A 20,115-nucleotide genomic window follows, 5' to 3' on the forward strand; every position below is an offset into this window, starting at 1 on the left:
GGCCTCCAGCTCCGCGCAGCGCACGGGCTTGTCCAGCAGCCCCTGCAGCGACGCCGGCGGCGGCGCCTCGCGGCCGATGGCCTCGCGCACGGCCTCGTTGAACTTGGCCGGGTGCGCGGTGGCGAGCACGACGGTGTCGGGTGCATCGCGCGACGCGAACGCGCCCACGGCAGTGTGCGGGCACAGAATGTAGCCGCTGGCGTCGAAGGTGTCGCGGATCTGCGCCAGGGTCTCGGCATCGCTGACGGAAGCCGCGCCGAAGTCCGCCTGCACCTGCGCGAGGCGTCCCGCATCCACGCTCAGCTCGCCGGTGCGCTCGAGGTCGCCGAGCAGGGCGGCAACCGCCGCAGCGTCCTCGTCCAGCAGGTAATACAGGTAACGCTCGAAGTTGGAGGCCACCTGGATGTCCATCGCCGGACTCAGGGTATGGAAGACCTGGCCCTTGGCGTAGACACCACTGGCGACGAAGCGGCTCAGGATGTCGTTGCGGTTGGTGGCGATGATCAGCCGGTCGATGGGCAGCCCCATGCGCCGCGCCAGATAGCCCGCGAAGACGTCGCCGAAGTTGCCGGTGGGCACCGCGAAGCTCACCCGGCGCGCCGTGTCGCCGCCGCTGAGCCGCCCCCAGGCATGGAAGTAGTAGACGGTCTGCGCCAGGATGCGCGCCCAGTTGATGGAATTCACGGCGCCGAGGTGATGGCGCCGCTTGAAGTCCAGGTCGCGGAACAGCGCCTTCACCAGGTGCTGACAGTCGTCGAAGGTGCCACGCACGGCGATGTTGTGGACGTTGGCGTCCAGCACCGACGTCATCTGCCGCTCCTGCACCGGCGAGACGCGGCCCTTCGGGTGCAGGATGAAGATATTGATGCGTGGCTTGCCACGGACGCCGTAAATGGCCGCGGACCCCGTATCGCCCGAGGTCGCACCCAGGATGTTGAGCTGCCCGCCGTCACGCTCCAGCAGGTACTCGAAGAGGTTGCCGAGCAGTTGCAGCGCGACGTCTTTGAACGCCGCGGTGGGGCCGTGGAAGAGCTCCAGGTAGGTGCGCCCGCCGGCCCCGTCTGCGACACGGCGCAGCGGCGTCACCTCCGGGTGGGAAAAGCCGGCATAGGACTGCTCGATGAGCCGAGCCAAGTCGCCGCGCGGGATTTCGTCACCGACGTAGGGCGTCAGCACCTCCAGCGCCAGCGCCTGAAACGGCAGTGATGACCAGGCACGGAGCTGCTCGGCGCCAACCTCGGGCAGGCGCTCCGGGACCAGGAGTCCGCCGTCGGTACCGAGCCCCATCATGACGGCCTCGGCGAAGCCCACTGGCGAGACGCCGCCGCGGGTGCTGATGTAACGCATAGAGCCTCTCTGGAGCGGGCCGCACGCCCGGGCGCGGCTGCACTGGGAAACGCGATCAGAAACGGGCAAGTTAGGGAAAAGCCGCTTGACGCGCAAGCACGAAGCCGGGCGCAGGGCGCACTAGGTCAAGTCCGCGACAGGCGCGCCCGGCAGCAGCCCGACGCCGCTGGAGATTTCCGCGCCGGAAACCGAGCCGCGGCTGCGAGCCGGGGCCGGCTCGGTGCGCGCCAATCAGCCTGCACCGATGGCATCGTCGGGGCGCGACCCGAAACAACGCGCCGACTTGCACGGGAGAACCTGACACGATCGTGCCGCGCCCGCTTCAGATTAGGGCCAAAAACGGCGTCGTATCCGGTCCGCCCGGAATATTCCGCGCCTCTGCGGGACCCTGCGCCGACGCGGCCGAGAACGGCCTGGAACCCGGTCGGCGCGCAACCCCGGACAGCCCAATAGCACCTTGATTTTCAGTGCCTTATCGGCACAGACAATGGGCGGGCGTGCTACCGCGCGGGAACTGTCGACTATTTCGGCGATTCTCTTGGGCCATCGAATCAATGATCAGTATTGACATGCGCACGACCAAGAGACGGCGATACAGCGCTTTGCCGTTGACACTTCATGACTTACGGCAACACAATGCCGCAGCCTCCATGTCCCTGCCCCGCGCGCGGTCATGGCGCATGACAACAACACTGAGGGGGTCGCCCCGGCAAGCCCGCGCGCAGTTTCGCTCCATCGCGTCGGTGCGCCACCGAGGGCCTCCCCGCCTGCCGTCTTCATCTTGAAGGCGCCGGTCATCGGCCACCCCCCAGCCGGTATCGGCCGGGATCGGCACGCGATTCGAAACCCCGATTTCAGAATCGCTTCATTTTCAGCGGCCCGGTTTGCGGACGGGGACCGCTGCAAATGGCAGGGAAACGCACCCTGCAAGGCGAACGCTGCTCTGTTCAGCGTTTCCCGTTCACCAACCATCACAATTCTTCAGAGGGAGGGATAACAACGGTGACACCCGAAAACCGCGCCGCCTATTGGAAGGCGAATGTCCGACTCCTGGTCATTCTGCTCTTCATCTGGTTCGTCGTCTCCTACGGCTTCGGCATCATCCTGGTCGAGCCGCTCAACAGCATCATGCTGGGCGGCTACCCGCTCGGCTTCTGGTTCGCACAGCAGGGCTCGATCTACGTCTTCCTGGTCCTGATCTTCGTCTACGCGTCGAGCATGAACCGCCTCGACAAGAAATACGACGTGCACGAGTAACCGGGAGCGCAATACATGTCTAATCTCGATATCTGGACCTACGCGATCGTCGGTACGACGTTCGCGCTCTACATCGGCATCGCCATCTGGGCGCGTGCCAGCACCACCGGCGAGTTCTACGTCGCTGGCAAGGGCGTCCATCCCGTGGCCAACGGCATGGCCACGGCCGCGGACTGGATGTCCGCCGCGTCCTTCATCTCCATGGCGGGAATGATCGCCTTCGAGGGCTACGGCGCCTCCGTGTTCCTGATGGGCTGGACCGGCGGCTACGTGCTGCTGGCGCTGCTGCTGGCGCCGTACCTGCGCAAGTTCGGCAAGTTCACGGTGCCGGAGTTCATCGGCGACCGCTACTACTCCAAGGCGGCGCGCATCGTCGCCGTCATCTGCCTGATCCTGGCGTCCATCACCTACGTCATCGGCCAGATGAAGGGTATCGGCGTCGCCTTCTCGCGTTTCCTCGAGACTAGCTACGACCTAGGTCTCTACATCGGCATGGGCATCGTCGCCGTCTACGCGGTGCTCGGCGGCATGAAGGGCATCACCTACACTCAGATCGCTCAGTACGTGGTCCTGATCCTCGCCTACACCATCCCCGCCATCTTCATCTCCCTGATCCTCACCGGCAACCCGGTCCCGCAGATCGGTCTCGGCGGCCACTACGCGCCATCCGACGGTGCCATGACGCTGCTCGGCAAGCTCGATCAGGTGGTGACGGAGCTCGGCTTCAAGCAATACACGACGCAGGTGATGGGCAGCTATCTGAACATGTTCGCCTACACCCTGTCGCTGATGATCGGCACCGCGGGCCTACCGCACGTCATCATCCGCTTCTTCACCGTGCCCAAGGTCTCCGATGCCCGCTACTCGGCCGGCTGGGCCCTGGTGTTCATCGCCATCCTGTACACCACGGCCCCGGCCGTAGGTGCCATGGCGCGTATGAACTTCACCGACACGCTGATGAAGCAGAAGGAGACTGCCACCGAACAATCGGGGCTCGCCGGCTTCGAGCCGCAGCCCTACGACTCGCTCCCGGCCTGGTTCAAGAATTGGCAAACCACGGGCTTGCTCGCTTGGGAAGACAAGAATCACGACGGACTGGTGCAGTACTACGACGACACCAACCCCGAGACCGCGGCCCAAGCCGAGCCGCTGGGCTGGAAAGGCAACGAGATGGTCAAGGTCGACAATGACATCATGGTGTTGGCGAACCCGGAGATCGCGCGCCTGCCCGCCTGGGTCATCGCCCTGGTTGTCGCCGGTGGTCTCGCGGCGGCGCTGTCCACCGCGGCCGGTCTGCTGCTCGCCATCAGCTCGGCCATCTCGCATGACCTGCTGAAGGGCGTGTTCATGCCAGGCATCTCGGAGAAGGCGGAGCTGAACGCAGGCCGCGTATCGATGATCTTCGCGATCCTCGTCGCCGGCTATCTCGGGCTGCATCCGCCAGGCTTCGCGGCCGGTACCGTTGCCATCGCCTTCGGCCTCGCGGCATCGAGCATCTTCCCGGTGTTGATGATGGGCATCTTCATGAAGAAGATGAATCGGGCGGGTGCCATCGCCGGCATGCTGTCGGGCATCACGGTGACGCTGCTCTACGTCTTCCAGCACAAGGGCATCTTCTTCATCCCCGGCACCGAGTTCCTGATGCCGCAATGGGGCATGGGTGAGAACTGGTTCTTCGGCATCTCGCCGAACGCCTTCGGCGCCGTCGGCGCGCTGGTAAACTTCATCGCCGCCTTCATCGTCCGCGCCGTCACTGCCGCACCGCCGGAGCACATCCAGCACCTGGTGGAGGACGTACGCGTGCCGCGTGGCGCCGGCGAGGCCGTGGGTCACTGAGCCCAAGTCGAATAACAACGCATTGACCTTGAAGCCCCGCATCCGCGGGGCTTTTTTTTGCACGGGTATGGGTCAGCAAGCGATGATCGCCAACATTGCCTTCATGCAGGGGAAACGCGACGAGGCGATCCGTTTCTATCGCGACGAGGTCTTGCCCTAGGACCAAGCGCTTGGAGACGTCCAAGGCCTATTAGTCGACCGCACAATGCTCGCCCAGATGCTCGCGATGCGCGCAGAACCGAACGACCGCGCCGAGGCGAACACCCTCCTCTGCACCGCCCTCGCCGACGCCCGCCGCCTGCGCCTGCCGGAGGCGGCCCAAATCGAGCAGATCCTGGCGCAGGCGGGCATGACCTGCCCGGACGCGGACGCGTGACACGCCACCAGCGCCGGAGTCGCAACCCGGCCATCCAGCGAAGGGAGCCCGACCCATGACCGATCTCGCGCTGACCATCACCGGCGACGACGCCGAGGCCGCCGCCGGCGAGCTGGCCGCGGCGTTGGGGCTCGATGCCCTGCCGGCGGCGGACCCGGCAGCCACCGGCACGGCGGAGACAGCTGTCACCCGGGGCATCGACCCGGCGCTGGCCATCGCCGGCGCGGCCCTGGTGTTCAGCATCCCGCCGGGCGTGCTGGCCGCCATGGACATCGCCGGGCGGGCTGCGCAACCGCCCGAAGGCCGAGGTCCTGATCGCGACCGCGCGGCGACTGCGCGTGGAGCGCCGCGTCGAGGTGACCACCATCACCGTGGAAGGCCCGGCGGCGCTCGCGGACCTGGACCCGGACCGGCTGCTCGCACCGGCCGCGCGGACGCCGCCGGCCGAGCGCTGACGGCGCGGCGACGGCGGACGCGCTGCATCCAACTCGCACGCGCCAGAGACTGGGCACGGGGCCGTCGTAGGTCGGGCTGAGGAACGAAGCCCGAAATCCGCGCTACGCAGCTCGATCGGCGGATGCCGCTCGCGGGTCCACCGCACGCTCCCGGCGAGCGCGGGCCGGCCCTTGCCGTGACGCCGGCCAGGGCATAACTTGTAGCCAGGTTATACGAGCGAGGGGTCGAACGGCGGTGAACTTCAACCTGTACCTGGAAGATGAGATCGGCAAGCGTCTGAACCGCCTTGCCGAGCAGACCGGCCGCTCGCGCAATGCGCTCATCCGCGAGGCCATTGCCGACTGGCTGGCCCGCGCCGAGTGCAAGGGCTGGCCCGCGGCCGTGGAGCAGTTCGAAGGCGTCGCGGACGCCCCCGCCTTCGAGCAGTACCGCGCCCATCTCGAGCCCGCCGAGGACGACCCCCTGGCCTAGCTCGCAGCCGAGGCCCACCCGTGACCTACCAGCACGCGCGACCGCCCGCATCCGTGCCGCGCTGCGGGCACAGGGCGCCCCCATCGGACCCTACGACGCGCTGCTTGCGGGCACGGCCCTCGCCAACGGCTTGGTGATGGTCACGGCCAACAGATCCGAATTCGAGCGGGTTGCCGGGCTGGCCGTGGAGGACTGGTCCCAGCCCTAGCCGACCCGAGCGTCGACGGTCTGCGTGCTACGATCCTGGCGTCGGCGTGGCTCAATCCCGGACGCACGGCGTCGCAAACTGCGGAGGCGGCATCATGACCGAGATCACGCATCATCGGGCGGGCGGCTGGCTGCCGCGCAGCCAGGAGCAGGTCGACGGCTGGATTCGCGACCTCAAACGGCGGGTGAGCGCGGCGCCACGGCCATTGGCGCCGCCAATCCAGGTGCTCAAGGCTCTGGTCGCGAGCGACCCGGTGCTGAGCTTCAACGTCGAGGCGATGTTCAAGGAGGCAGCGCTGCTCCGCCAGCAGACGCCGCTGGGCACGCCGGAGGTGCGGACCTTCGACGAGTTCCTGGTCCTGCTGAACGCCATCATGACCCAGGCGCCCGAGTACACCGAATGCCCGGGCGGCGCCGGCGCCGAATCGCCCTGCGGTCTGATCGGGTTTCCCATCAACGCCCTGCTGGACTGGCCCATGGGCACCCGCTTCGGCTACGACGTCTTCTCGAACATGCTGGTCAACCAGCAGTTCAAGAAGGTCCTCGGCTACTGGAACGAGTACCTGGTGTCACCGGCGTCGCGCTCGGTGCTGGTGGAGAGCTTCCCCGAGCGCACGCCCAAGGTGCTGGCCTGGCTCAGCCCCACGGCGCGGCAAGAGATGGTGGACGTGGCCTGCCAGGCGGCGGACGACCAGGCGGCGTGCCGAAAGCGGCCGTTCGAGGACTTCTTCGTCTGCGACCCGACCGACGACTACTACGGCTTCAAGTCCTGGGACGACTTTTTCACCCGCCGCTTCGTCGATGGGGTCCGCCCGGTGGCGTCCGGCGACAACGAGGTGGCCAACGCCTGTGAGTCCGCGCCCTTGCAGGTGGTGCACGAGGTCTCGGAGGCGGCGGAGTTCTGGCTCAAGGGACAACCCTATTCCTTGCAGGACATGATGGGCTTCGACCCGCTGGCGGCGGAGTTTGCGGGCGGCACCATCTATCAGGCATTCCTGAGCGCGCTGAGCTATCACCGCTGGAACAGCCCGGTGACCGGCACGGTCAGGAAGTGCTACGTCATCAATGGCTCCTATTACCTGGAAAACCGCTTTCAGGGCTTCGTCCACCCCAAGCGGGCCGACCCGTCCGCGCCAAATGACTCACAGCCGTTCCTGACGGCTGTCGCGACCCGCGCGGTGATCTTCATCGAGGCCGAGCAGCCCAGCGTCGGTCTGATGTGCGTCATCGCCGTCGGCATGGCCGAGGTGTCCTCGTGCGAGATCACCGTGCGCGCAGGCCAGCACCTGAGCAAGGGCGATGAGCTGGGCATGTTCCATTTCGGCGGGTCCACCCATTGCCTGGTGTTCCGTCCGGGTGTCGAGCTTGACTTCCACTTCGACATCTACCATACCGAGCCCGGGCTGGATGCGACGAACATCCCCGTCTGCGCCAAGCTCGCCACCGTGCGCGGCTGAGGGAGCCCACGCCGTTGCCGGCCCGGGCGGCGCGCGATCCACGCGGCGCGGCGCTGTAGCTCAGTCGATTGTCGGGTTACGCTATCGCTAACCCGACATACGATGCCAGACGCTCGTCGCGCCGGGGACGGCGCTCCCACATGGGCAGACGGAGTGGCGACCGACGCACCCGCGGTGATATCGAGCGCGGTGTCGGGCTTCGTCCCTCAGCCCGACCTACACGGGCTGTCTTCACATGTACAGGTTGATCCGGCTCTGGCGCATGATCTCGAGATAGGACGCGGCGCCAGCCCATTCGCTGACCTCCGGGATGAACTGATCCGTATCCCAGCCGAACAGGTCGCGGGTCATCTGACAGCCGATCATGCGCACGTCGTTCTCCACGCACAGTGTCCGCAACTCCGCCACGGGCACGACGCCTTTTTCCTTCAGGGTCTTTTTCATCATCCCCGTCGCGAGGCGCTCGAAGCCCGGCACACCGGCCATCACGAGATTCGGGATCGGCCACTCGACGCCGCGCAGCCATGGCGGCCCGTAGGGAATCTTCATGGGCATCGCCGGGTTGCCGAGCCCGCTGAGCTTGAGGTCCAGCTGCTTCTTCAGCAGGGTGAGTCCGTAGAAGGTGAAGAACATGGTCACCGGCCATTCCATGGCCGCCGCCGTCGCGGCGACGATAAAGGGCGGATAAGCCCAGTCCAGGCTGCCCTTGGTGACCATGATGGTCAATGACGGCGTACGCTTGGCCTCCCACTCCGCGATGGCGGTGGCGAATCGCTCCTCGAACCACTGATCCATTGCCTGGGGGCCGGCCGCCGGTGAGCGTTGCTCCTCCGCGGTCATATAGACCTCCCCTCGGGTTGCATTGCATGGGAGCGCAGCAGCACCCCCACGCCCGTTGCGCAAGCCAGATATGCACCGCCCGGCATTCCGGACGGCGCCAAGGCCGCTTCCCGGGGACCCTCGGATCTCGCAAGTCCGGGTCGCCGGCCGGTTCGCACGCCGGGTCGCAAGTCGGGGCACCGCCCCGTCGGGCGGCGTCCCGATCAGAGTCCGACCAGCTCCGCGTGCACGCCCTCGCCCGTCACGGCGGAGAGCAGTTGCCGCGAATCGACCTTCTCGTGCAGGTATTCGACAAGGGTCAAGTGCGGACGGTCGTCCGGAATCTTGACGCTGACGACCCCGTCGAGATCCCGCAGCTTGGCCTCCACCGCCTGACGGCGCTCCGCGCTCAGTGCCTCGTCGATGTGAATCAATACGTCTGACAATGAAATGCTCACGCTCGACCTCCCGCAACTCCGCCGAATCAATCGACGACCCACTGTCTCACGGCCTTCGGGACGCATGCCCACCTCACAGACCCAACAGGGAGAGAGGGGTGGCATCTTGCTCGGCACACGCAACGCGTCCCTCGCGAGTTCGGTGTCGCCATCAAAAGTATAGTTCCCGGCCCGGCGCGCAGAGCCGTGACGCCAAACTGACGATGACTGCCGGTTGCGGATGACGACGGACGGCCCGGCCGATGGCTGCGGTGCGCTCAGCGGGGCCGGTGTCGCTCGCGCCTCCTGACTGGACGGCTACGCTCGGGAAATCGGCTAGCGACGCCCGGAACAGCGCCGTTACGCAACACGGCTCGATATCCCACGCATGCCGGCGGGGAGCCACTGCGCCGCCGCGCGCCGGCCGCCACCGTGCACGACCGTGGTGCCGACCTCGCCTGTTTCCGGTATCGTTCCGGAGGTGCCGGCGGCGGTGGCTGCCGGTGTTCATGATCCGACGAGGCGCAGATGGACGTCGAACTGATCGAGATCCGCGAATTCCTGGCCAACCACGCCCCCTTCGACCAACTGCCCGACGCCGAGCTGGACCTGCTGCCGAAGCGGCTCACGGTGCGCTACCTGCGCCGTGGCTCCGCCTTTCCGCCCAGCGACGACGCCGAGCCCTGCCTCTACATCCTGCACCGCGGCGCGGTGGAGCTCCGCGACGGCGACGGCGGCCTCATCAGCAAGCTCGCGGAGGGGGACCTCTGCCCCTCTCCCTGCGGCAAGGACGACACCGACATGGCCGCGCTGAGCGGCCAAACCGCGGAGGACACGCTGGTCTACCTGCTCCCCTGCGCGGAACTGGAGCGGCTGCGTGCGGAGCACCCGGCCTTCGCCGAGCACTTCGACGACTCTATGTCGCACCGGCTGCGCAAGGCGCTGGACGCTATCAAGACGGACACCGCCGGCACCGCGCTGATGACGGTGCAGGTGGGCGAATTGCTGAGCCGCCCGCTGGTGCAGGCGAGTCCGGACATCAGCATCCAGCAGGCGGCCGGCATCATGAGCGAGGCCAGGGTATCCTCGCTGGTGATCACGGAACAGGGCCGTCTGGTGGGCATGATCACCGACCGCGACCTGCGCAACCGCTGCCTCGCCGCGGGTCTGCCGCCCACCGAGCCGGTGCGCGCCATCATGACCGAGCGGCTGCACACGGTGCACGACGACACGCTCGGCTTCGAGGCGCTCATCACCATGTCGCGGCTCAACGTGCACCACCTGCCAGTGCTGGACGAGCAAGGCGTGCGCGGCGTGGTCTCCACGTCCGACCTGGTGCGGGTACAGAGCGCCAACGCGGTCTACCTGGTGGGCGACATTCACAAGGCCGATTCGGTAGAGACGCTTGCGGCCATCAGCGGCAAGCTCGGGGAGCTGCAGATCCAGCTGGTGCATTCGGGCGCCACGGCGAGCCAGATCGGCCAAGCCATTACCGCCGTCACCGACGCCATCACGCTGCGGCTGCTGGAGCTGGCGGAAGAGGAGCTGGGCGCGCCGCCGGTACCCTACTGCTGGATGGCGGGCGGCTCCCAGGCGCGGCGCGAGCAGTCATCGCACTCGGACCAGGACAACGCGCTCCTTATCGCGGACCACTTGAGTCCGGAGGACGACGCCTATTTCCGCATGCTGGCCCAACGCGTCAACGACGGCCTCAACGCCTGCGGCTATATCTACTGCCCCGGCGACGTCATGGCCCGCAACGACAAGTGGCGCCAACCACTCAAGATCTGGACCAAGTATTTCAACACCTGGATCAAGCGCCCGGAGCCCATGGCGCTGATGCTCTCCAGCGTGTTCTTCGATCTGCGGCCCATCTACGATCCGGAGGGGCTCTTCGGCGAGCTCTCCGAGCGCATACGCACCCTGTCCAAAAAGGAGACCATCTACATCGCCTACATGGCCGCCAACGCGCTCAAGCATCGCCCGCCGCTGGGCTTCTTCCGCAACTTCGTGCTGATCCGTGGCGGCGAGCACGACCACACCTTCGATATCAAGCACCGCGGCATCGTGCCCATCGTGGACCTGGCGCGGGTCTACGCGCTGTCCGCGGGGCTACAGGAGACCAACACCCTGGAGCGGCTGCGCGCCGCCGGCGCCGCCAAGGCGCTCAGCGCCGACGGCGCCGCGAACCTGGTGGACGCGCACGAGTTCATCGGCACGCTGCGCATGCGCCACCAGGCCGAGCAGCTCAGGCGCGGCGAAAAGGCGGACAATTTTCTCTCGCCGGACGACCTCTCGCCACTGGAGCGCGGCCATCTCAAGGACGCCTTCGCGCTCATCAACACCATTCAGGAGTCCCTCGGGCAACGCTACCAGGCCGGGCGCTTTGCCTGATTCAGCGTGGCCGCGCACGCCCGCCGCAGACCGCCGCAGGCGGCTCGGCGCGCCGCCAGGCAGGCACCGGCTGCATGCCGAGCTGGAGGACGGACAAGCAAAGAGACCGCGAAAGTATTCGGCGTAGGTCGGGTTACGCTGCGCTAACCCGACCTACGATCCGCTCGTTTTCGGCGTTGCAAGCAATACGTTCACGATCTCGAAGCGCATCCGCCAGCCCCCCGAACCAGCGTAATCCCATCACCCCATGAAGTACCCGCAATGACCGGCCTGCTGTTGAACTGGCGCCGGCGCCTGCGCCTGCGGCGGCTGGGCGACTGCCCGCTACGGGATTACCTCGCAACACCCTTCCCGCGGCCCGGCCTGGACTACCGGGACGCCCGGTACGTGGCCGTAGACCTGGAGACCACCGGCCTGGACGCCCGTCGCGACCAGATCTTGAGCATTGGCTGGGTGCTGGTGGACGGCAATCGCATCCGCCTCGGCAGCGCCCGGCACCGGCTGCTGCGGGTGGCGGGGGCGATCCCGGCCGACAGCGCCGTGATTCACCAGATCACGGACGATGAGGCGGCCCGCGGCCTGGAGCTGTCCGCGGCACTGCCGGAGCTGCTGGCGGACCTCGCCGGCCGGGTGCTGATCGCCCACCACGCGCGGGTGGAGCTCGGCTTCCTCGGCCGGGCCTGCAAGCGGCTCTGGGGCAAGGGGCTCTTGGTGCGCGCCATCGACACCCAGGCGGTCGCGCGGCGGCTGCTGGAGCGCCGGCAGATCCCCTTCAAGGCGTCCGACCTGCGCCTGCACGCCCTGTGCGAGCGCTACAACCTGCCGCGGCACGGCGCCCACAACGCCTTGAGCGACGCGCTCTCGGCGGCGGAGCTGTTCCTCGCCCAGGCCGCACACCGCGACAGCGGCCGCGGCATGGCGCTCGGCGACTTCCTGTAGGACGGCGGACCCGTGGGAGCGGCGTCCGCGCCGCGATGACAAGCAGACCGGCACCGGGGCGGACATTGCACGCCGCCGTGCAGCAGCCCGCTCCCCTAGTGCAGCGTTTCTCCCAACTTTGCTTTCGTTGTCGTTGTCGTTGTCGTTGTCGTTGTCGAGTATCCGATTACGACCACGACCACGACCACGATCGCTGCTCGGACTGCGAGAGCGATGCTCATGGCTCGTCGGTCTGAGGCAGCGTCTCGCTAGCTCCTCCAAAAAAGATGGGCCGCACGTCCACCGGCGCCGGCCGATCGATTCGGCGCCGGAGAACGCACGACCCATGCCCGGGGTCGCGCCGGGCGGCGACGCGGCTCGATCACAAATCCAGCGTGATCTGCGCACCCACCGCCCAGGCGTCATTGATCTCGCCGGTGGCGGCGGGATCCTGGATGTACTGCACGTCCGGCTCGAACGTGATGCCGCGGCCGAGCACGAACTTGTAGTTCAGCTCGTAGACCGACTCGGCGTGCTGCGTCGGCAGCCCCTGCGCCAGCCGGGCGACGTTCTGCTCGTTGCTGACCCAGCCACGGGTGAAGGCGAAACCGAGGCTGTCCCGCGGCCGGCTCGGCAGCAGGCCGCGATAGACCAGCCCCAGGCTGAGCTGATCATCGAGCAGGTTGACGCGATCCTCCCGGCTGTTGATCCAGGCACCGAACCCCCAGAGCCCCTCATCGCCGCCCGGCGCCTCGCGGTAGAGCATCTGGTCCGCCAGCAGCCAGAGCATCGCGTTGCCCTGCACGGTGCTGCCGTCGGTCTGGCTGATGTTGCGGTAGTCACCGTTCATCCAGTAGCCGCCGAGCTTGTAGATGCCGGGCAGAGCCCTGTCCGCATTCGGGTTCAGGTGATACTGCAGCTCGCCGGCCAGCACGACGCCGTTGTTGCCGAAGGCCCAACTGTCGCCGTGCTTGTTGTGCGGCTTGGCCGAGGGGTCGCCGTGCTGGAGGTTGATATCAGCGTCGTAGACGGCGGCCTGGACGGTCCAGCGATCGTCGCCCGTGTCGAAGCGCGCCCGCGCACCCCACTGCGCCGACGGATAGGCGCTGAACGCAAAGGGGTCCTCGAAGAACACCGCCTTCGGGCTGCCGCAGATGGCGTTGTTCAGGAACTGGCAATAGAGGTCGGAGCGCAGGAAGTCGTCGTTGGCGACGATGCGCCCGTAGGCGAAGTCGAGGCGGTCGTCCAGCAGCCGGGTATTGAACTGCACGTTGACGACCTTGAAGGTCTGGCCGCCGTAGATCTGCTGCACCGGAAAGAGGTTGCCGCCCTCGCTCGGCGCGATGTAATCGGCGGACACGCTGTCGCCGTCGCGCTGCGAGAGCCTGACCAGAAAATGCGTCCCGGGCAGGCCAACGATGCGCTCCAGATCGAACAGAAAGTCAGCGCCGATATTGTCCAGGTAGGTGCCGCCGCGCTTCTCGCCGCCGGCGACGTTCCACATGGGCTCCGTGGTGTAGTTGAGGAAGAACTCGAAACCGGCCTGCTGCCACCGATCCCGCAGTCCGCCCCAGTTGCCGGTGAGATAGTCGCTCGTCGGGTAGTCCGTCGCGCCGGCGACGCCTGCGGCCAGCGCGCCGAGCACCGCAAGCCCCGCACCGGCGCCGAGACGCCGCGCACGATGAGCATCATGACTGTGGACCCGGCCGGCCCTGCTGATCCCGTTCTTGGCTGTGCAGCGTTGCATCTTCGTCATCGCCCAGTACCCTGTTGCCCTGCACCCTCAAGCCTGCATAAGCGTTGCAAATACGCTACTAGACTGATGCTCCAAGCCCTGCCCCAGGGCCGAAAGCTTCTACTTACAACATCATCGTTCGTGGGCAGTCGCGAGACCGAAACCAAACGAAACAGACGCTTGCCGCCCAAACCGCACACCGCCGACCACCAACGGATGTGGCGAATTACGGACAGTGTAGCCTAACTCACGCAAAGGTACAGTGCGATCGACGCCACAGGGCGCCGCTCCGACCGGCGACTCGGCGAACGCAAGCACGCGGTAAGCTTGCGCCGGACACCACACAGACGAGGTCCGCGCACATGGCCACCCACCCCCTTCCTCTGCTCATGAGCGCTGCGGCACTGCGTGAGCGCATCGGCAACCCACGGCTCGCTGTCTTCGACTGCCGATTCTCCCTAAAGGACACCGAGGCTGGGCGACACGCCTATGCCGCTGGGCATCTGCCGGGCGCTATCTATGCGCACCTGGACGAGCGGCTATCCGGTCCCGTGCGCACCGGCACGGGCCGGCACCCGCTGCCGGAGCCCGCGCTGCTCGCCGGCTGGCTCGGGGCCTCTGGTGTGGGCAACGACACGGACGTGGTGGTCTACGACGACCTGGGGGGCGCCTTCGCGGTGCGGCTGTGGTGGCTGCTGCGCTGGCTGGGGCACCATCGGGTGGCGGTGCTGGATGGCGGCATCGGCGCCTGGCAGGCGGGCGGTGGCGCACTGACCACCATGGTGCCCGAGCCGACACCTGCGATCTTGTCCGCCAAGCCGGACGACTCGCTCTGGATCACCACCGACGCCCTGGCGGCAGCCCTCCCGACGGGCGCGGTGCAGGTCATCGACGCTCGCGCGCCGGAGCGGTACCGCGGCGAGCAGGAGCCCATCGACCCCGTGGGCGGCCACATTCCGGGGGCCATCAATCTGCCCTTCACCGAAAACCTTGGCCCGGACGGGCGCTTTCTGCCGGCGGTGGTGCTACGGCGCAGGTTCGACGATGCCTTGGGCAGCATTCCCCCGACGCGGCTCGCCCACAGTTGCGGCTCCGGCGTTAACGCCTGCCACAACCTGCTGGCGATGGAGTTGGCAGGATTGGCCGGCTCGCGGCTCTACGCCGGCTCATGGAGCGAGTGGATTCGCTCGCCGGACCGCCCTATCACAAGAGGGGCTAGGGGCTAGTACCCCGTTTCAGGCAATTTTGCGGGGCGCCAATTCGGGTGGGACCGGAGCCGAGAAACCAGGTCGAAGTCTCTGCTCGTGCTCGTGCTCGTGCTCGTGGTCGTGGTCGTGGTCGTGGTCGTGGTCGGATACTCGACAACGACAACGACAACAAAGGCAAAGTTAGGTGAAACGCTGCACTAGGGGCTAGGGGAGAAGTCTCACTGACTTCGGCCGGCAGCGTCCACCTTCTGCGCAGCCGCGGAGGGGACACCGCTCCCACAGGCACCCTTCGCACTCCCGCACTCCTGCACTCCGCACTCCTGCCAAGCACTCGAACCTCAGCCATCTTTTGGCGCCAGGACCTTTTCGGGCGCCCGCCACGGCAGACCGAAGGCGTCGGCCACCGCCGGCTGGGTCAACTCGCCCGCCAGGACGTTGGCGGCGGTGCCGAGCACGGGATGCGCGGCGGCCGCGGCGACACCCTGCTCACTCACCAGCAGTGCCAGCAGTTCGACGTAGGGCTTGGTGGCGTTGGTGAGTGCGAAGGTCGCCGTCCGCGGCACCGCGCCGGGGATGTTGGCGACGCAGTAGTGCAGCACGCCGTCCACGACGAAGGTGGGCTCCGCATGGGTCGTGGGCCGGCTGGTCTCGAAGCAGCCGCCCTGGTCGATGGCCACGTCCACCAGTACCGCACCGTCGTCGTGCATCAGGGCGAGGTCCCGGCGGCGGATCAGCACCGGCGCGCGGGCGCCACTCACCAGCACGGCACCGATCACCAGGTCCGCCGTCGGCAGCAACTCCCGCAGCGCGTGGGTGCTGCTGGCCAGCGTCGTCACGTTGGCGGGCAGAATCTCGGCCAGGTGCCGCAGCCGGTCCAGATCGATGTCCATGACGACGACGCTGGCGCCGAGTCCGGCGGCCATCTTCGCGGCCTCGGTGCCGACGCTGCCTCCGCCCAGGATCAGCACATTGGCGGGCGCGACGCCGGGCACGCCGCCCAACAGCAGGCCACGGCCGCCGTTGTGTGCCTCCAGGTAGAAGGCGCCGGCCTGCACCGCCATGCGCCCGGCCACCTCGCTCATGGGGGCCAGCAGCGGCAAGCGGCCCCGCACGGTGAGTGTCTCGTAGGCAAAGCAATGGGCGCCGCTGGCGAGCATGGCATCGGTCAGCGCGCGGCTCGCGGCGAAGTGAAAATACGTGAATAGCACCTGGCCGGGCCGGATCAGTGGGTGCTCCTCCGGCAGCGGCTCCTTGACCTTGACCACCAGCTCCGCCGCATCCCAGACCGCCCTCGCATCCGCCACGATGCGCGCGCCGGCAGCGGCGAACTGATCGTCCGCAATGCCGGCGCCCAAGCCGGCACCCTGTTGCACCAACACCTCGTGCCCCTGCTCCACCAGGTCGTGCACCAGCGCTGGCACCGCTGCAACGCGGCGCTCCTGAGGCTTGATCTCTTTGGGGATGCCGATGATCACCGGGGCCTCCTCGACGGCGCGGCTCGAACGGACGATGCGTGGACGATACACCGCCGCGCGGTTGTGGAGCACCCCGAACGACGGTGGATGCGCTTCGCTTCATCCACCCTTCCTGGAGAAGTAATCTTGGCGACGGAGGCGCTCGACGATGTTTGACGCCATCGCCGCCTACATCGTACGTAACTCGTTGGTGCACGCGCACCGGGTCGTGAGCGCGTTGTTCGAGTGCTCGGACCTCATTGTTACCCAGCCGCGGATCGGGCGCGTGGTGCCTGAGCGACAAAACGAGAGCATCCGTGAGCATTCCGCTCAGTCAACGGCCGCGACCGCGCCGCGCGGGGCGACTCACAGCGCCTGCTCCAAGTCCTCCAGATCGGCGGCGGCGTCGAGCCAGTCGGCTTCGGCCTGCTCCAGGTCCGCATCGATCCGCTGCTTGTCGCCGAGCAGGGCGAGCAGCCGGGGCTTGGCGTCGTCGGTGTAGAGGGCGGGGTCGGCGAGGGTCTGCTCCAAGGCGTCGCGCGCGGCGGTCAGGCGCTCCACGTCGGCATTGAGCAGCTGTAGACGATGCTTCAAGGGTTGCAGCCGGGCGCGTTGCTCGGCGTCGCGGCGGCGCTGGTCCTTGCGGGAGGTGGCGCTGTCGGCGTTGCCCGACGCCGCGGGCGCCTGGGCCGCGGCGGCGTCGCTCTGCGCTGCCTTGGCGCGGGCGGCGAGCCAGGCGGGGTAGTCGTCGAGGGAGCCGTCGAAGGACGCGGCGGCGCCCGCATCCACCAGCAGCAGGGTGTCGCAGGTGACCCGCAGCAGGTGGCGGTCGTGCGAGACCAGCACCAGCGCGCCGTCGAAGCCGAGCAGGGCCTCGCTCAGCGCGAGGCGCATGTCCAGGTCCAGGTGGTTCGTGGGCTCGTCCAACAGCAGCAGGTTCGGGCGCTGCCAGACGATGAGCGCGAGCGCGAGCCTGGCCTTCTCGCCACCCGAGAAGGGCGCGACGGGCTCGCTGGCGCGGTCGCCCATAAAGCCGAAGCCGCCGAGGAAGTCGCGCAGTTGCTGCTCTGTGGCCGGCCTGGCGCCGCACCGCTCGGCCTCGGCCTCCAGCCGCTCCAGGTGCTTCAGCGGGGAGGCGGCCGGGTCGAGCTGGTCCACCTGGTGCTGGGCGAAGTAGCCGACGACAAGGCCCTGCGCCGCTTCGCGCTGACCCGCCAGCGGCTCGAGCCGGCCGGCGAGCAGCTTGATGAGCGTGGACTTGCCGGCGCCGTTGGGACCCAGCAGCGCAATGCGGTCGTCCGGACGCAGGCTCATGGAAACGCCGGACAGCACGATGCGCTCCGGGTAGCCGGCGCTGACCTGCTCCAGCCGCAGCAAGGGGTCGGGCTTGGCCTGCGGCTGGCGGAAGTCGAAGCGGAACGGCGAGTCCACGTGCGCCGGCGCGATGAGCTCCATGCGCTCCAGCGCCTTGAGTCGGCTCTGCGCCTGGCGCGCCTTGGTGGCCTTGGCGCGGAAGCGGTCGACGAAGGAGCGCATGTGCGCGATCTCGCGCTGCTGACGCTCGTGGGCGGCCTGCTGCTGTGCCAGATGCTCGGCGCGCTGGCGCTCGAAGGCGGAATAGCCGCCGGTGTAGACCTTGAGCCCGCGTCGCTCCATGTGGCAGATCCGGTCCACGGCGGCGTCCAGAAAGTCCCGGTCGTGGGAGATCAGCAGCAGCGTGCCGGGATACGCCTTGAGCCAGCCTTCCAGCCAGATGACGGCGTCCAGGTCCAGGTGGTTGGTGGGCTCGTCCAGCAGCAGCAGGTCCGAACGGCACATGAGCGCCTGCGCCAACGCCAGACGCATGCGCCAGCCGCCGGAATAGCTGGACACGGGGCGCCGCTCGTCGCCCACAGCAAAGCCCAGGCCATGCAGCAGCCGCGCGGCGCGACTCTCCGCCGTGTAGCCGCCGATGGCCTCGAGCTGGCCGTGCAGCGCGGCCTGGCGCACGCCGTCGCCGGCGGCCTCGGCGGCGGCGAGGTCGTGCTGCACCTGTCGCAGCTCGGCATCGCCGTCGATGACAAGCTCGATGGCCGCACGCTCGCCACCCGGCGTCTGCTGGGCGACATGAGCGATGCGCCAATCCGGCGGCAGCGAAACGTCACCCGCGTCCGGGGCGAGCTCGCCCCGCAGCAGTGCGAACAGGCTGGACTTGCCGCAGCCGTTGGCGCCGGTGAGGCCCGCCTTCTGGCCCGGGTGCACGCGCAGGTCCGCGCTCTCCAGGAGCAGCTTTGGGCCGCGGCGCAGCGTGATGGCGGACAACTCCAGCATACTCAAAGGCCTCCACGACTCGTCTGCGGCTGTGCACCGCCGCGGTCCAGCCGGCGGTAGCAGATAGCCTCGCTCAGGTGCGCCACGGTGATGGCGTCGCTGTCGGCGAGATCCGCGATGGTCCGTGCCACCTTCAGAATCCGGTGATAGGCCCGTCCGGACAGCGACAGCCGGCGCATGGCCTGGGTGATCACCTGCCGCCCCTGCGCGTCCAGCGGACAGTGCCGCTCCAGCGCGCCCGCGTCCAGCACGGCATTGGTGCAGCCGGCGCGCTCGAGCTGGCATGCACGGGCCTGCTCGACGCGGGCGCGCACCGCGGCGCTCGACTCGACCTCGGCCGACCGCGTGACGAGGCGCTCCGCCGGCAGCCGCGGCACCTCCATTTGCAGATCGATGCGGTCCAGCAGCGGCCCGGAGATGCGCGCGCGGTAGCGGGCCACCTGCTCGGCGGTGCAGCGGCAGCGGCCCTGCGGATCGCCGAGATAGCCGCACGGGCAGGGGTTCATGGCCGCCACCAGCTGGAAGCGCGCCGGAAACTCCGCGTGCCGCGCGGCGCGGGAGATGTGGATGCGCCCGGACTCCAGCGGCTCGCGCAGCACCTCCAGCACGCGGCGATCGAACTCCGGCAGCTCATCGAGAAACAGCACGCCCAAGTGCGCCAGCGAGATCTCCCCCGGCCGCGGCGTGCTGCCGCCGCCCACCAGCGCGACACCGGAGGCCGTGTGGTGCGGGGCGCGGAACGGCCGCTCGCGCCAGTGCGTCGGGTCCAACTCCGCCTGGCCGCTGACGGAGCGGATGGCAGCCACTTCCAGCGCCTCGTCGTCCGCCAGGGTCGGCAGGATGCCCGGCAGGCGGTTCGCGAGCATGGACTTGCCGGTGCCGGGCGGGCCGATGAAGAGCAGGCTGTGGCCGCCGGCGGCGGCGATCTCCAGCGCGCGCTTGGCGTGCTCCTGCCCCTGCACCTCGGCCAGGTCTGGATACGCTGGCCGCTGGTCGCGCAGCGCCGGTGCAGCGTAAGGAACGATGACGGCGTCGCCATTGAGGTGCGCGCAGACCTCCAGCAGGTGCTCGGCGGGCAGGATGTCGAGCCCGTCCACCAGGGCCGCCTCGTCGGCGTTGGCCCGCGGCAGCACCAGGGCGCGGCCGGCATCCCGGGCGGCGAGCGCCGCCGGCAGCACCGCGGACACGGGCCTGAGGGCGCCGGTGAGCGCGAGCTCGCCGAGGAGCTCCAGGTTGGGCAGTTGCTCGGTGCGCACCTGGCCCGAGGCGCCAAGGATGCCGACGGCGATGGACAGGTCGAAGCGACCGCCCTCCTTCGGCAGGTCGGCGGGCGCGAGGTTGATGGTCACGCGCCCGGCGGGAAAATCGAAGCGGCCCTGGACGATGGCGCCGCGCACGCGATCGCGGCTCTCTTTCACCGCCAGCTCCGGCAG

Annotated in this window: 18 protein-coding genes; 11 read left to right on the forward strand and 7 right to left on the reverse strand. The window is 68.2% G+C overall.

Going from position 1 to position 20,115, the window contains the following annotated elements; all coding sequences use genetic code 11:
* The coding region (thrC, locus tag LJE69_RS11330; protein ID WP_296925000.1) for a threonine synthase at positions 1-1,347 on the reverse strand (1,347 nt) is incomplete at its 3' end.
* A 1,002-nt stretch (positions 1,348-2,349) separates the two neighbouring features.
* Between thrC and LJE69_RS11335 the strand changes: the two genes are divergently transcribed.
* The 8 genes from LJE69_RS11335 to LJE69_RS11365 all read left to right on the forward strand — a co-directional run bounded on the left by LJE69_RS11335 (position 2,350) and on the right by LJE69_RS11365 (position 7,407).
* Entirely contained in the window at positions 2,350-2,604 is a 255-nt protein-coding gene (locus tag LJE69_RS11335) for a DUF4212 domain-containing protein (RefSeq protein ID WP_296925003.1), read from the forward strand.
* Positions 2,605-2,619: 15 nt separating this feature from the next.
* The gene (locus LJE69_RS11340) at positions 2,620-4,440 is read left to right on the forward strand and encodes a sodium:solute symporter family protein (protein WP_296925005.1); all 1,821 of its coding nucleotides are present in this window, start codon (positions 2,620-2,622) and stop codon (positions 4,438-4,440) included.
* Between the two features lie 28 nt (positions 4,441-4,468).
* Positions 4,469-4,600, forward strand: a complete 132-nt coding sequence (locus tag LJE69_RS11345; RefSeq protein WP_296925008.1) for a hypothetical protein — start codon at positions 4,469-4,471, stop codon at positions 4,598-4,600.
* 66 nt (positions 4,601-4,666) lie between these two features.
* Complete coding sequence (locus tag LJE69_RS11350) at positions 4,667-4,816, forward strand: hypothetical protein (RefSeq protein ID WP_296925010.1); 150 nt, start codon at positions 4,667-4,669, stop codon at positions 4,814-4,816.
* A 55-nt stretch (positions 4,817-4,871) separates the two neighbouring features.
* Complete coding sequence (locus tag LJE69_RS11355) at positions 4,872-5,351, forward strand: hypothetical protein (protein ID WP_296925013.1); 480 nt, start codon at positions 4,872-4,874, stop codon at positions 5,349-5,351.
* Between the two features lie 155 nt (positions 5,352-5,506).
* Entirely contained in the window at positions 5,507-5,743 is a 237-nt protein-coding gene (locus LJE69_RS11360) for a CopG family transcriptional regulator (RefSeq protein ID WP_296925016.1), read from the forward strand.
* On the forward strand, positions 5,709-5,951 hold the full coding sequence (locus LJE69_RS21015) for a PIN domain-containing protein (RefSeq protein WP_367114663.1): 243 nt from the start codon (positions 5,709-5,711) through the stop codon (positions 5,949-5,951). Before LJE69_RS11360 ends, LJE69_RS21015 begins: the two co-directional genes overlap by 35 nt.
* Positions 5,952-6,045: 94 nt before the next feature.
* The gene (locus LJE69_RS11365; protein ID WP_296925019.1) at positions 6,046-7,407 is read left to right on the forward strand and encodes a phosphatidylserine decarboxylase family protein; all 1,362 of its coding nucleotides are present in this window, start codon (positions 6,046-6,048) and stop codon (positions 7,405-7,407) included.
* Between the two features lie 231 nt (positions 7,408-7,638).
* Here the strand turns inward: LJE69_RS11365 and LJE69_RS11370 are convergent, their stop codons facing one another.
* Complete coding sequence (locus tag LJE69_RS11370) at positions 7,639-8,124, reverse strand: DsrE/DsrF/DrsH-like family protein (protein WP_367114664.1); 486 nt, start codon at positions 8,122-8,124, stop codon at positions 7,639-7,641.
* Positions 8,125-8,450: 326 nt separating this feature from the next.
* Positions 8,451-8,684 carry an ATP-binding protein gene (locus LJE69_RS11375; protein ID WP_296925023.1) on the reverse strand — a complete coding sequence of 78 codons (234 nt, stop codon included), beginning with the start codon at positions 8,682-8,684 and terminating at the stop codon, positions 8,451-8,453.
* A 507-nt stretch (positions 8,685-9,191) separates the two neighbouring features.
* On the opposite strand from LJE69_RS11375, the gene LJE69_RS11380 reads away from it, so the two are divergent.
* Positions 9,192-11,057, forward strand: a complete 1,866-nt coding sequence (locus tag LJE69_RS11380; protein ID WP_296925026.1) for a putative nucleotidyltransferase substrate binding domain-containing protein — start codon at positions 9,192-9,194, stop codon at positions 11,055-11,057.
* Between the two features lie 261 nt (positions 11,058-11,318).
* Positions 11,319-11,996 (forward strand): exonuclease domain-containing protein, encoded by a 678-nt coding sequence (locus LJE69_RS11385; protein WP_296925028.1) that lies wholly within the window; start codon positions 11,319-11,321, stop codon positions 11,994-11,996.
* A gap of 361 nt (positions 11,997-12,357) precedes the next feature.
* Here the strand turns inward: LJE69_RS11385 and LJE69_RS11390 are convergent, their stop codons facing one another.
* Complete coding sequence (locus LJE69_RS11390) at positions 12,358-13,722, reverse strand: carbohydrate porin (RefSeq protein ID WP_296925030.1); 1,365 nt, start codon at positions 13,720-13,722, stop codon at positions 12,358-12,360.
* Between the two features lie 350 nt (positions 13,723-14,072).
* On the opposite strand from LJE69_RS11390, the gene LJE69_RS11395 reads away from it, so the two are divergent.
* Positions 14,073-14,936: a sulfurtransferase gene (locus tag LJE69_RS11395; RefSeq protein WP_296925032.1), complete on the forward strand. Its 864-nt coding sequence runs from the start codon at positions 14,073-14,075 to the stop codon at positions 14,934-14,936.
* 320 nt (positions 14,937-15,256) lie between these two features.
* Here the strand turns inward: LJE69_RS11395 and ald are convergent, their stop codons facing one another.
* The 3 genes from ald to LJE69_RS11410 form a co-directional block, all read right to left on the reverse strand.
* Complete coding sequence (ald, locus tag LJE69_RS11400; RefSeq protein ID WP_296925035.1) at positions 15,257-16,393, reverse strand: alanine dehydrogenase; 1,137 nt, start codon at positions 16,391-16,393, stop codon at positions 15,257-15,259.
* Between the two features lie 345 nt (positions 16,394-16,738).
* A complete protein-coding gene (locus LJE69_RS11405) occupies positions 16,739-18,682 on the reverse strand; it encodes an ATP-binding cassette domain-containing protein (protein ID WP_296925037.1) in 1,944 nt (647 codons plus the stop codon).
* A gap of 2 nt (positions 18,683-18,684) precedes the next feature.
* A partial coding sequence (locus LJE69_RS11410; RefSeq protein ID WP_296925040.1) for a YifB family Mg chelatase-like AAA ATPase occupies positions 18,685-20,115 on the reverse strand: 1,431 nt, incomplete at its 5' end.

The sequence above is a fragment of the Thiohalocapsa sp. genome (assembly GCF_022340605.1).
In the GTDB taxonomy this organism is placed as follows: Bacteria; Pseudomonadota; Gammaproteobacteria; order Chromatiales; family Chromatiaceae; genus Thiohalocapsa.

Bases quoted from the DNA above. Each gene is read 5' to 3' on its own strand.
- LJE69_RS11340 (WP_296925005.1), top strand. From the start codon at position 2,620: ATGTCTAATCTCGATATCTGGACCTACGCGATCGTCGGTACGACGTTC.
- LJE69_RS11350 (WP_296925010.1), top strand. From the start codon at position 4,667: ATGCGCGCAGAACCGAACGACCGCGCCGAGGCGAACACCCTCCTCTGC.
- LJE69_RS11355 (WP_296925013.1), top strand. From the start codon at position 4,872: ATGACCGATCTCGCGCTGACCATCACCGGCGACGACGCCGAGGCCGCC.
- LJE69_RS11365 (WP_296925019.1), top strand. From the start codon at position 6,046: ATGACCGAGATCACGCATCATCGGGCGGGCGGCTGGCTGCCGCGCAGC.
- LJE69_RS11370 (WP_367114664.1), bottom strand. From the start codon at position 8,124: ATGGTCACCAAGGGCAGCCTGGACTGGGCTTATCCGCCCTTTATCGTC.
- LJE69_RS11380 (WP_296925026.1), top strand. From the start codon at position 9,192: ATGGACGTCGAACTGATCGAGATCCGCGAATTCCTGGCCAACCACGCC.
- LJE69_RS11385 (WP_296925028.1), top strand. From the start codon at position 11,319: ATGACCGGCCTGCTGTTGAACTGGCGCCGGCGCCTGCGCCTGCGGCGG.
- LJE69_RS11390 (WP_296925030.1), bottom strand. From the start codon at position 13,722: ATGCAACGCTGCACAGCCAAGAACGGGATCAGCAGGGCCGGCCGGGTC.
- LJE69_RS11395 (WP_296925032.1), top strand. From the start codon at position 14,073: ATGGCCACCCACCCCCTTCCTCTGCTCATGAGCGCTGCGGCACTGCGT.
- LJE69_RS11405 (WP_296925037.1), bottom strand. From the start codon at position 18,682: ATGCTGGAGTTGTCCGCCATCACGCTGCGCCGCGGCCCAAAGCTGCTC.